The organism is Terriglobia bacterium, assembly GCA_020072845.1.
Lineage (GTDB): Bacteria > Acidobacteriota > Terriglobia > Terriglobales > Acidobacteriaceae > JAIQGF01.
On sequence record JAIQGF010000008.1, the window covers coordinates 236,586 to 247,646 of the forward strand.

General features: G+C 62.9%; 10 protein-coding genes. 4 read left to right on the plus strand and 6 right to left on the minus strand.

The window, feature by feature from the left end:
* Positions 1 to 48 precede the first annotated feature (48 nt).
* The 3 genes from LAN70_08665 (at position 49) to LAN70_08675 (ending at position 2,801) form a co-directional block, all read left to right on the plus strand.
* Positions 49 to 492, plus strand: coding sequence for a Mov34/MPN/PAD-1 family protein (locus LAN70_08665; protein ID MBZ5511231.1), 444 nt, complete (start codon positions 49 to 51; stop codon positions 490 to 492).
* Positions 493 to 717: 225 nt separating this feature from the next.
* Positions 718 to 2,004, plus strand: coding sequence for an MFS transporter (locus tag LAN70_08670; GenBank protein ID MBZ5511232.1), 1,287 nt, complete (start codon positions 718 to 720; stop codon positions 2,002 to 2,004).
* Between the two features lie 221 nt (positions 2,005 to 2,225).
* Positions 2,226 to 2,801, plus strand: coding sequence for a DinB family protein (locus tag LAN70_08675; GenBank protein ID MBZ5511233.1), 576 nt, complete (start codon positions 2,226 to 2,228; stop codon positions 2,799 to 2,801).
* A gap of 85 nt (positions 2,802 to 2,886) precedes the next feature.
* Here LAN70_08675 and LAN70_08680 read toward each other — a convergent pair whose 3' ends face one another.
* Positions 2,887 to 3,765, minus strand: coding sequence for a response regulator (locus LAN70_08680; protein MBZ5511234.1), 879 nt, complete (start codon positions 3,763 to 3,765; stop codon positions 2,887 to 2,889).
* 201 nt (positions 3,766 to 3,966) lie between these two features.
* On the opposite strand from LAN70_08680, the gene gluQRS reads away from it, so the two are divergent.
* Positions 3,967 to 4,833 carry a tRNA glutamyl-Q(34) synthetase GluQRS gene (gene gluQRS, locus LAN70_08685; protein MBZ5511235.1) on the plus strand — a complete coding sequence of 289 codons (867 nt, stop codon included), beginning with the start codon at positions 3,967 to 3,969 and terminating at the stop codon, positions 4,831 to 4,833.
* A 318-nt stretch (positions 4,834 to 5,151) separates the two neighbouring features.
* On the opposite strand, the gene LAN70_08690 is transcribed toward gluQRS, so the two are convergent.
* The 5 genes from LAN70_08690 to LAN70_08710 all read right to left on the minus strand — a co-directional run bounded on the left by LAN70_08690 (position 5,152) and on the right by LAN70_08710 (position 11,058).
* Positions 5,152 to 6,186: a DUF2891 domain-containing protein gene (locus LAN70_08690; protein MBZ5511236.1), complete on the minus strand. Its 1,035-nt coding sequence runs from the start codon at positions 6,184 to 6,186 to the stop codon at positions 5,152 to 5,154.
* A 62-nt stretch (positions 6,187 to 6,248) separates the two neighbouring features.
* A complete protein-coding gene (locus LAN70_08695) occupies positions 6,249 to 7,052 on the minus strand; it encodes a methyltransferase domain-containing protein (protein MBZ5511237.1) in 804 nt (267 codons plus the stop codon).
* 160 nt (positions 7,053 to 7,212) lie between these two features.
* The gene (locus LAN70_08700; GenBank protein MBZ5511238.1) at positions 7,213 to 7,587 is read right to left on the minus strand and encodes a cytochrome c; all 375 of its coding nucleotides are present in this window, start codon (positions 7,585 to 7,587) and stop codon (positions 7,213 to 7,215) included.
* A 192-nt stretch (positions 7,588 to 7,779) separates the two neighbouring features.
* Complete coding sequence (aceE, locus tag LAN70_08705; GenBank protein MBZ5511239.1) at positions 7,780 to 10,446, minus strand: pyruvate dehydrogenase (acetyl-transferring), homodimeric type; 2,667 nt, start codon at positions 10,444 to 10,446, stop codon at positions 7,780 to 7,782.
* A gap of 219 nt (positions 10,447 to 10,665) precedes the next feature.
* On the minus strand, positions 10,666 to 11,058 hold the full coding sequence (locus LAN70_08710; GenBank protein MBZ5511240.1) for a metallopeptidase family protein: 393 nt from the start codon (positions 11,056 to 11,058) through the stop codon (positions 10,666 to 10,668).
* Positions 11,059 to 11,061: the final 3 nt, after the last annotated feature.

Below are 11,061 nucleotides of genomic sequence, written 5' to 3' on the forward strand. Positions count from 1 at the left end.
GAACCCCTGCTGTATGCGCGCCCGCTACTCTGATAGTGTTATGCGCCGATGCCCAAGGTGACGGAAGTCGTGGTCGACCGCAAAGTGCTTGGCGCCTTCAAACGGCGGGCTTTGAAGGCCTATCCCCGCGAAATCCTGGAGCAGGTGGTGGGGAAAATTGTTGGCACCCAGGCGCGCATCTTCGCCTTCCGCGACTTGGAGCACCAAGCCTCGAAGAGCGCCGTGGTGATGGACGACGATGTCAACCCCATGACCGAGGGCGAGGAGGGGATGCGCTTTTCCATCCTTGGTACCATTCATACCCATCCCCAGGACACGGTGGAGCCCAGCGAACTGGACTGGCAGACCATGCTCCAGGACGGTGAACTCGTGATGGGAATTTGCGCCATCCGCAAAACCGCCAAGCGCAGATTTGTGAGCTTCGCCTTTTTCAACCGCACCCGGGAACACGTCCAGTTGACCATCGCCGAAGCCGCAACCTCTGTGTCGTAGCTGGTAGCTGGTAGTTGGAAGCGTGTTTCCGAGCTACGAGCTACCGACTACCAGCTACGACCGTTACAACTTTTTACATCCTGCCGTGTCGTTTTCCGCTCACCGTTTCGCGCACTACTCGTTTAAAGTAGTGGCGGATGTCACCTCGGGGTGGGCGGGACATCCAATGCCTGCCACGCGAAACAGCGCTCCCAACGCGGTTTTGCAACTCGACACCAGGATGGAATGGCCGAACTGGGTAAATCACTGAACGGCATTCAACTCAAGCCGCCGAGCGCCCCGCTGAGCGCATGGGCGCCGCTGCGCGAGCCGCTGTTCCGCTCGTTGTGGATTGCCGCCGTGGTCTGTTATACCGGCCGCTGGATCCTGAGCGTCGCCAGCGGCTGGTTAATGACGGGCCTGACGCTCTCTCCCCTGATGGTGGCCCTGGTGCAGGCCGCCAGCACGCTCCCTGCCTTTCTCGTGCTCCTGCCCGCGGGCGCTTTGGCCGATATGGTGGACCGCCGCCACTTTCTCCTGGTAATGCAGACCTGGATGGTGGTAGCCGCCGCCGCGCTCGGCATTCTCACCTTCCTGAATTTGGTCACGCCCTGGATCCTGCTCCTGTTCACCTTCCTGATCGGCTTTGGCGCCGTCATGAACGATCCCGCATGGCAGGCGATCACGCCGGAAGTCGTGTCCGAGGAAAACTTCGCCGCCGCGGTGGCGCTCAATTCCGCCGGGTACAACGTGGGACGCGCCGTGGGACCCGCCATCGGCGGCGTCATCATCGCTGCCGTCGGCACCGGTTCCGCGTTCCTCATCAACGCCGCATCCATCTTCGGCGTCATCTTCTTTCTCTACCGCTGGAAGCGCCGCCCGCATGAGGCGCCGGTGCCGCGCGAGCGCGTGATGCGCGCCATGCGCACCGGCTTTGAGTACGTCCGCCACTCGCACGAAGTCAAGGCGGTGCTGGTACGCACCGCGGTGTTCAGCTTCTCCGCCAGCGCGCTGCTGGCCATGCTGCCGCTGATCGCGCGCCCCTTCGGATCCATCGGCTACGGAGCGCTGCTCGGATTTTTCGGCGCCGGCGCCCTGGGCGGAGCTATTGCCCTGCCGGCTCTGCGGCGCGGAGCTTCGGTCAACACGCTGGTCGCGCTCGCCACTGTGCTGTATGCGCTGACCAGCTTCGCTTCCGGGCGCGTGCACATGTTCGCTTTGCTATGCGCCGTGCTCTTCGCCGCCGGCGTGGCCTGGATCGCCATCGTCGCCAGCCTCAATGTTTCGGCGCAGACCATGTCTCCGGCGTGGCTGCGCGCGCGCACGCTTTCCATTTACTTGCTGGTGCTGCAGGGCGGAATGGCGGCGGGCAGCGCCGCCTGGGGCGCGGTCGGCGAGCGCTGGGGAATTCCGGCGGCGTTGCTGGTTTCCGCGCTCGGACTGCTCGCGGGACTGGCCACCATCCGGCGCTTCCGCCTGCGCACCGACGGATTCGCCTTCCCGCCCGCCGGCGCCGGCGAAAGCATTACCTAAACGGGGTCAATCGGTCTGTCGGTCCGTCGGTCGATCAGTCTATCGGGTGTCCTCCGTTCGTCAGTTTGTCAATATTTCCGTTCATCTGTGGGCCAACGTCAGATTTGCGGTTGTGCGGAACTGATGTACTGAAAAACTGAGAACCTAGGACCGATAGACCGAACGACTGAAAGACCGAGAGTGCAGTTCAACGATTCACTTCAATTCCAGAGAGAGGCACCATGAAAAAACTCGTCTCCCTGCTGTTGCTCACCTTCCTGTTCGTCGCGGCTGCGCAAGCGCAACAGACACCGCCGCCCAAACCGGCACAACCGCCCACGTTCACGCAGATCCTGGACCGCAGCCTCGGCGGCGTGGAGGGCGAATTCGTTCCCGCGGCCGAGGCCATGCCCGAGGACAAGTATTCCTTCGCGCCCGCCAACGGCGAATTCAAGGGAGTCCGCAACTTCGGCCAGCAGGTCCGCCACGTGGCCGCCGCCAATTACATGATCTGCGCCGCGATCGCCAGCGAAAAGCCGCCCGTTGATACCGGCGGCGAAAGCGGCCCCGAATCCATCAAGACCAAGAGCGATAGCGTGAAATTCTTGAAGGACTCTTACGCCTATTGCCACAAGGCGTACGGCTCGATCAATGAAAGCAACTCGACCGGACAGGTGCAAAGCCCGTTTGGTTCCAACAAGGTTTCGCGCCTCGGTCTGGCCGTGCTCAATGTCGGGCACAACTTCGACCACTACGGCCAGATGGTCGAGTACCTGCGCATGAACGGCATCATTCCGCCGGCCAGCCGGGGACAGTAGCCAGGCTTCAGGCTTCAGGCGCAAGGCTTCAGGTAGGGCGCGGTTGATTGAGGCCGCACTCCGCCTGAAGCCTGCTGCCCTGAATTTAGCTGCCCGCCGCGTCCTTGACGCCTCGCTCGCCGTCTTCATTCAGGTACTTGATGAAGATTACCTCGTTATGCTTCTCATTATAAAGGAGTTCGTCCGCGACAGCCCGCACCATCATCAGCCCCAGGCCACCCGGACGCAGCCCCTTTTGCTGGCGCACGGTCTCGTGCGTGAAGACGTCGCCGGGCGCGTTGTTGATGGCGGCGTGCGGCAGGTCTTCCAGCCGGAAACCGGGGCCGGGATCGGAGACCCGGTACTGAAGCATGCGCGGGGTGCGCAGCAGCGAGATGCGGACTCGCCGCTTGGGGTCGAGCCCGCCGCCCCACTCCACGGCGTTCATCAGCAGTTCGCGGAAGGCCTGTGCCACGCCCTCGCGCGCTTCATCCGGCAAGTCGATCTTGATCTGGCGCATGAACTGGTCCATGCGCTCGGCGGCGTCGCGCGAGCATGGCACCGAGAGCTCCAGCCAATCGGGCTTGGCGGAGAGGACCTCGATCTGCTGCGGCTCCTGCGCCTTGAGCGCGGTCGCCACCAGGTCGCGCAGTTGCTCCGGCTCGAAGGGCTTGCGGATGTAGAGGTAAGCGCCGCCGCGAATGGCGGTCATCAGGGTCTCGGCGGTGTCGTCGGCGGTGATAACGATGACCTTGGTGCCATTGCGCCCGCGCCAGACGGAGAGCAAGTTCATCCCGTCCATGTCCGGCAAGCCAATGTCGAGCAACAGCACGTCGAAGCGGCGCTTGCGCAGCAAGTCGACGGCCTCCGCACCGGTGTCGCAGGTCACCACGGCATGCCCCTGCTGCTCGAGAATGTGGGAGATGAGCGTGCAAAGGGAGGCATCGTCGTCAACGACGAGAATGCTCTTGGAGGGGTCGGCCATGAGAGCGGTAATGATAGCCCCCAATGGGGCCGGAGCGCTACTGGCAGAAGTGCCCTCCGGATTCACGCCCGGGTAAGTTCGCGGATGAGGGGCGCGCTCTCGGGCGATCGAAATCCAAACCAAAACCATTGCCGATTTTCGATTGTCGATTGTCGATTGCAGAGTGTCGCGGATGAGTGGCGCCGCCTTAGTATGGCGTGGATGACTTCGGCAGAAAACTATCGCGGGCGGCTGGCGCCGTCGCCGACCGGGTACCTGCACGTCGGGCACGCGCGCACGTTCTGGATCGCCTACGAACGGGCGCAGGAGGCGGGCGGCGTGCTGGTGCTGCGCAACGAAGATCTCGACCCACAGCGGTCGAAGCCGGAATACGTGCGCGCGTTCATCGAAGACCTGCGCTGGTTCGGCATTTCGTGGCAGGAGGGACTGGACGTGGGCGGGCCGTACGCGCCGTATTCGCAGAGCGAGCGGCGGCAGGTGTATCTGCAAACGTGGCGAAAGCTGCACGCGGGTGGTTGGATTTATCCGTGCATGTGCTCGCGCAAAGATCTGGCGGAGGCAGCGCAGGCGCCACATGAGTCCAACGATGAACCGATGTATTCCGGCAAGTGCCGCGGGCGGAAGCTGAGCGTGGATTCACCGGCGGGCGTGAACTGGCGCTTCCGCGTGCCGGATGGACGCGTCGTCTCATTCCACGATGGCGCACAGGACGAGCAGCAGTACACGGCGGGCAAGGACTTCGGCGACTTCGTGGTGTGGCGGCGCGATGACGTTCCGGCGTACCAGTTGGCGGTGGTGGCGGATGACGATGCCATGCGAATCACGGAAGTCGTGCGCGGGTGCGATCTGCTGAAGTCCACGGCGCGGCAAATCTTGCTGTGCGAAGCGCTGGGGGTTGCGCCGCCCAGGTATTACCACTGCGATCTGCTGGTGGATGAAAAACGCGAGCGGCTGGCAAAACGGACGGATGCGCTAAGTCTGCGGGCGCTGCGGGCGAAAGGTATGAGGCCGGAGGAAATTCGGGAGAATTGGCTGGGAATGCAGATTGCGGACAATGCGAAAACCTAACCGCAAAGGACGCGAAGGATGCAACCAGGGACCTAGCGCTTCTTCCCGGTTACGAAATCTTCCTGCATTTGCAGCCAGTAAACCTCGTCGGTAACGGAGGGGTCGCCCAGGTCGACGCGGCGGAGGATGCTTGCCAATCGCTCCTGTTCCAAGCGTTGTGCCGAGGACACCTCAGATTTGCCGGGTGCGACAGGTTCCGTGTCCATGGCGGAAGTGTGGCAGGAGACGATGAGGAGGTCAGTGAGGCCGGTGACATCTCGATGTGACGGTGCTTACGGCGACCAGAACCGGAATCACCAGCCGCCAATTACTGCCGTCCTACTTCGCCAAGCCACGACCGGTGACCAGGTACACCGCGAAGCTGCCAAGCCAGTGCCCGCCTTCATAATGCGCGCCCGTAACGGAGGCGAGGCCGGCGGTGCGATGGGCGGCGGCGACGGCGCGCAACGAGGCCAGACGGCGATCGTTTGCCGGCAGGCGTGAGGCGATGCCTTCCAGCATCCAGGCGCGGCTGAGGTTGAGGCCGTCGAGGTGCGCGAGCTTGGGGTCGCTGGGATCGGTGACCACGGCGGGCTTCAGCCATTCAGCGGAACCATTCAGCGGAATTCCCGGAAGAAATGTGCTGAGCCACTTCGCGAAGTCGGCACGCGGCGAGACGCGGCGCATTACATCGGCTTCAGCGAGACAGGGCGAGAGGAAGTCTTCGCCGGAAGGCTCGTAGGCAAGCGGACAATTATTATCGTCCAGATAAAGCTGGCGGGCGCGACTGGCGGCGAGCATGAACATTTCGCGATCGCCGGACGCGTGGGCGGCGTCGAGGATGAGCCCGAGGGCGAAGGCGGTCTGGCTGTGCTCGCCGGAGCGCACCGGATGCGAGAGCTTGGGCAGCCAGGTCTTCAGGCGCGCGGTGGCGGCGTCTTCCAGCGGACGGAGGTTGGCCGCCATCTCGCGCGACGCGGGATGGTCCCACTCGCGCAGTTCCTGTCCCAGTTGCAGCAACCAGGCAAGACCGTAGGGGCGCTCAAAACTGGCGCGGCCCTCGCCATTGAGGTAGCGCGCCTCTGCTTCCAGGTTGGCGCGGGTGAGGCTTTGCCGGAGCGCTTCGATCGCCTTGGGCGTGAAGGGCGCGTCGGGAAAGGTGCGGGCAAGGCGCGCCAGCAGCCAATGTCCGTGCACCGAGGAGTGCCAGTCGAAGCAACCGTAAAAGGCGGGCGTGAGCTTGCGCGGCGGCGCGACGTCGGCATCGCTGTTGAGCACGTGCCCGATCTTGTTGGGATATTCCTTGTGGACGCAGGCGAGAGCAAGCCCGGCGAATCGTTCGGCGGTGGTGAGGGAGAAGTCTTGAGCGAACATGGGTGAAGTCAGCAGGACGAAAACGGCAATGGTTCGGAGCACGGCAACATTCTAGCTCTTAGCTACTGCTCGTTTTCGGTTATCGGTTGTCGGTTTTCGGTGAGGCGGCGGGCGACGAGGGTGACGGTGCGCTGAATGAAAAAGAGTTCGCCGTCGCGGCGGAAGGGGCAAGCTCCGCTGAGGTCTTCCTGCTCATCGCGCGCAAACATCTCGCGCACCTGGGCGGCGCGATCGGGCGGGGTGTGCGAATAACTCATCCAGTACTCCACCGGTTGCACGACTTCACCGGTGGTAACGGTTTCGATCTCCAAGGCGCGCGCCCCGAACATGCGCGCCAATTCACTGATGGGAAGCGCGCGAGTGTGCGAAGGGTCGCGCAGGCGCTCGAACTGGTCCTGGAAGGCGGCACGCTCGGGGAGTTCGCTGGCAGCGAGGTCTTCGACGGCGACGCAGCCACCGGCGCGGCAAACGCGCGCCATCTCGCGCAAAGGCACAGACGGATCTTCGAAGTGATGCAAGGCGAAGCGGCAGAAGACGATGTCGAACTCGCCGTCGCCAAACGGGAGTTGCTCGGCGTCGGCGCGCTGGAAACGAACATTGGCGAGAGCGCGCTCGCGACGGGTGCGCTCGGCGACGGCCAGGATGGCGTCGGTAATGTCCACGCCAACCACCTCGCGGCAGCGTCCGGCCATGGCCATGGCGACATGGCCGGGTCCGGTGGCGATCTCGAGCGCGCGATCATCAGGCGCAGGATTGACGGCATTGACCAGGCGGTCGAGGCGCTCGCGGTTGTGCAGCACAGCGACGGCGGCGAACGCTTCCGCCTGGCGGGTGAACTCTTCGCGGATGGTGTCTTTGTGGGACATGGGAAGCTCTTAGCTATTAGCTGTTAGCTCTTAGCGCTTCGCTGACGTGCACCAGCGAAAAGCTAAGAGCTATAAACCGAGGGTAGCACGGGGCGAGGCGAGTTGTGAAAAGTCAGAAGTCAGAATTCAGAAAGCAAAACTCAGAACTCGCAACTCACAACTACTTCTGCTGCAGGGTTCCGATGTAATCGGTAAGGGCGTGGATGCGGACGGAGACTTCTTTCTGATTCTCGCGGGTGAGAGGGCGGAAGGCGACGCCCCAGACGGGCATTTCGCGGGAGCCGTGGCTGGCAATGGCGCCGCCCCACTCGATGACCTGGTAGATGTGTCCGTCGGGATAGCGGCCGCCGTTGCGCTTGGCCAGAACGGTGAGGTCGGGCGGCGGAACCTTCAGCGCGGACGCGGCAGGACCGTCGCCTTTGCCGGTGACGCCGTGACAACTGGCGCAGTAGGCGGTGTACATCTCGGGGCCGGAGGCGATCCCGCCGGCGGGCGGCGGCGCCTGCTGCGGCCCGCGGGAACAGGCAAACCACATAAGCAATGCAAAGAAGGGGAGGAAAGCCCAATGCGCTATATCTTCCTTCTTCATAAGCCGAGCGTGCTCCCGTGCGACCACGCTTACAGTGATGCAGATCACAAAGGGGTACACCAAAGTACCCGCGTCGTCAACACGTCACGGCAACTCCGTGAATACAAACGGGAATTGCGGTTCGGGAAAGTGACCGTTTCAGGCGCGGGCGGGGTCGATCTTTTCCGTGTCCACGCCGAGATCGGCAAAGGCCTGCTGGGCGCGGCCAGCGTCGAATTTATGGTCGCGCGCCAGCCGCGCCAAGGCGGCGGCGGCAATGGATTCGGCGTTGACCTCGAAGTGGCGCCGCAGGTGCTGGCGATTGTCGCTGCGGCCGAAGCCATCGGTGCCCAGCGATTCCAGGCGATCCTGCAACCAGGGAGCGAGCTGGTGGGGAACGATCTTCATGTAATCGGTGGCGGCGATGATGGGGCCCCGGGCGCCGTTGAGCGCGGTGAGAATGTAGGGCTTTTTTTCCGGCTGGGAAGGATGCAGGCGGTTCCAGCGCTCGATGGCGAGGGCCTCACGGCGAAGCTCGTTGTAGCTGGTGACGCTCCACACGTCAGCCTGCACGCCGTATTTTTCGGCGAGAATGGCCTGTGCGCGCACCGCTTCGTTCAGGATGGCGCCGCTGCCGAATAACTGCACGGTGGCCTTGCCGCCGGGAGCTGATTTCAGTTTGTAGATGCCGCGGAGAATGCCCTCGCTCACGCCGGCGGGCATTTCGGGCATGGGGTAGTCTTCGTTGTAAACGGTGAGGTAGTAGAAGCGGTCTTCCCTCTCCTGGTACATGCGGCGAATGCCGTCCTGGATGATCACCGCGATCTCGTAGACGTACGCCGGATCGTACGTCGCGCAAGTGGGGACAAGGCTGGAGAGGACGACGCTGTGTCCGTCCTGGTGCTGCAGGCCTTCGCCGGCCAGGGTGGTGCGTCCGGCGGTGCCGCCGACGATGAAGCCTTTGCCGCGAGCGTCGGCGAACGCCCAGATGAGATCGCCCACGCGCTGGAATCCAAACATGGAATAGAAGGTGAAGAACGGAATCATGGGCACGTGGTAGTTGGAATAAGCGCAGCCGGCGGCGGTGGTGGAGGCCATGGAGCCGGCTTCGGTGATTCCCTCTTCCAGGATCTGGCCGTCCTTGGCCTCGCGGTAGTAGAGGAGCATGTCCTGATCGTGAGGCTTGTAGAGCTGGCCCTGGCTGGCGTAGATGCCGACCTGGCGAATGATGGCTTCCATGCCGAAGGTGCGGCCTTCGTCGGGAACGATGGGGACGATGAGCTTGCCGATGTCGGGGTGCTTCAGCAGGTGGCGCAGGATGCTGACGTAGCCCATGGTGGTGGAGACGGCGCGGCCCTTGGAGCCCTCGAGCCATTCGGCGAAGCTGTCGAGCGGCGGAGCGCTGAACTGCCAGTCGCCGTCCTCGCGAATCACGATGTAGCCGCCGAGTGCGCGGCGCCGGTCCTTCATGTAAACAATCTCTTCGCTGTTCTGCGGCGGGCGATAGAACGTGCCCTCGTTCGCCGCCTCCTCGGGAATGGGAATTTCAAAGCGCTTGCGGAAGGCAGCGAGCTGTTCGTCGTTGAGCTTCTTTTCCTGGTGGGTGGCATTGCGCGCCTCGGCGGAACCGAGACCGTACCCCTTGATCGTCTTGGCGAGAATAACGGTGGGCCCGTTCTTGTGTTCGACGGCGCGCTTGTAGGCGTTGTAGATTTTCTGCGGATCGTGGCCGCCGAGACGCAGCGAGGTGAGTTCGGCGTCGCTCAGGTGAGCCACCAGGTCGAGCAACTCAGGATACTTGCCGAAAAATTCCTTGCGGATGAAGGCGCCGCCTTTGACTTTGAGCGCCTGCCATTCGCCGTCCACGGTTTCTTCCATGCACTTCAGCAGCAGGCCTGACTTGTCGCGCGCCAGCAGGGGGTCCCAGTCGGCGCCCCAGATAACCTTGATGACGTTCCAGCCGGCGCCGCGGAAGGCGGCTTCGAGTTCCTGGATGATCTTGCCATTGCCGCGGACCGGGCCGTCGAGGCGCTGCAGGTTGCAATTGACCACCCAGATCAGGTTGTCGAGTTTCTCGCGCGAGCCCAGGGTGAGGGAGCCCAGGGTTTCCGGCTCGTCGGTTTCGCCGTCGCCCACGAAGGCCCAGATCTTGCGCGGAGTCACGGGAATGATGCCGCGGTTTTCCAGGTAACGCATGAAGCGCGCCTGGTAGATGGAATTGATGGGACCGAGACCCATGGAGACGGTCGGGAAACGCCAGAAGTGCGGCATCAGCCAGGGATGCGGATAGGAGGAGAGGCCGGGTTCCTGGCGGAGTTCGTGGCGGAAATTTTCCAGGTCCTTCTCCGCAAGCCTGCCCAGCAAGAATGCGCGCGCGTAAACGCCGGGCGAGGCGTGGCCCTGGAAGTAGACAAAGTCGCCGGGCTGGTTGCCGTAGTTGGCGTGGAAGAAATGATTGAAGCCGACTTCCAGAAGGCTGGCGATCGATGAGTAGGTAGAAATATGGCCGCCGATGCCGGGGTCCTTCTTGTTCTGGCGATGGACCATGGCGAGCGCGTTCCAGCGGATGAGGCTCTTGATGCGGCGCTCGAGGGCGCGATCGCCGGGGTAGGCCTCCTCTTCATCTGCACGAATGGTGTTGACGTAAGGCGTGTTGAGCTGGACCGGGACATCGATGCCGGCAAGGCGCGCACGGTCGGTGAGGGCCTTCAGGATCTGGCAGGCGCGGGTGGCGCCCTCTTCGTCCACGACCTGGTCGAAGGCTTCGAGCCACTCGGAGATTTCATCGACGTTGGGCTCCGGCGCGAGTACGGGTTTCGTGTTCATAGATTCCTTTGTCCGAGTTGCAAGCAGCCCGAGCTTATTTCCAAGCTTGACAAGAGACTTACCCCACAACAGCGGCCAGCATGACGCATCCCGGGAAAAAGATTTCCCGGACAAAACGGGCAGCACTGTTTGCGTGCAAAGAGGTTATCGCAAGTTTAATCCGTTCGATTTGGAGCCGCAAGAGAGTGATGCAGTCTTCAGTCTTCAGTCTTCAGGCGCCTACACGTCACGGAGTTGGTCTTCGTCCATGCCGAAGTAGTGGCCGAGTTCGTGGATGACGGTGCGGCGGACTTGCTCGCGGATTTCGTCCTCGGAGGAACAAACCGCTTCGATGTTTTTCTGGTAGAGGACGATGGTGTCCGGACCCGCCGGCAGATCGAAGACGCTGCGCTTGGTCGCCGGAATGCCGCGATATACACCAAGCACCAACTCGCGCGGCAACGAGCGCGGGCGGCGGACGCCCCGCGATGCAAGCTGCTCAGGCGGCAGGTCCTCGACCAGCACCGCGACATTATGAATGCGGCTGCGAAACTGGCGGGGCAGTCGATCCAGTTCCTTTTTGACGAGTTGAATGAAGAGGTCGCGGTGCACAACTTCATGGTAATTCCCCACCCT

Excerpts from the sequence above, each read along its gene's own strand:
- LAN70_08665 (MBZ5511231.1), top strand. The coding sequence starts at position 49 with ATGCCCAAGGTGACGGAAGTCGTGGTCGACCGCAAAGTGCTTGGCGCC.
- LAN70_08670 (MBZ5511232.1), top strand. The coding sequence starts at position 718 with ATGGCCGAACTGGGTAAATCACTGAACGGCATTCAACTCAAGCCGCCG.
- LAN70_08675 (MBZ5511233.1), top strand. The coding sequence starts at position 2,226 with ATGAAAAAACTCGTCTCCCTGCTGTTGCTCACCTTCCTGTTCGTCGCG.
- LAN70_08680 (MBZ5511234.1), bottom strand. The coding sequence starts at position 3,765 with ATGGCCGACCCCTCCAAGAGCATTCTCGTCGTTGACGACGATGCCTCC.
- gluQRS (MBZ5511235.1), top strand. The coding sequence starts at position 3,967 with ATGACTTCGGCAGAAAACTATCGCGGGCGGCTGGCGCCGTCGCCGACC.
- LAN70_08690 (MBZ5511236.1), bottom strand. The coding sequence starts at position 6,186 with ATGTTCGCTCAAGACTTCTCCCTCACCACCGCCGAACGATTCGCCGGG.
- LAN70_08695 (MBZ5511237.1), bottom strand. The coding sequence starts at position 7,052 with ATGTCCCACAAAGACACCATCCGCGAAGAGTTCACCCGCCAGGCGGAA.
- LAN70_08700 (MBZ5511238.1), bottom strand. The coding sequence starts at position 7,587 with ATGTGGTTTGCCTGTTCCCGCGGGCCGCAGCAGGCGCCGCCGCCCGCC.
- aceE (MBZ5511239.1), bottom strand. The coding sequence starts at position 10,446 with ATGAACACGAAACCCGTACTCGCGCCGGAGCCCAACGTCGATGAAATC.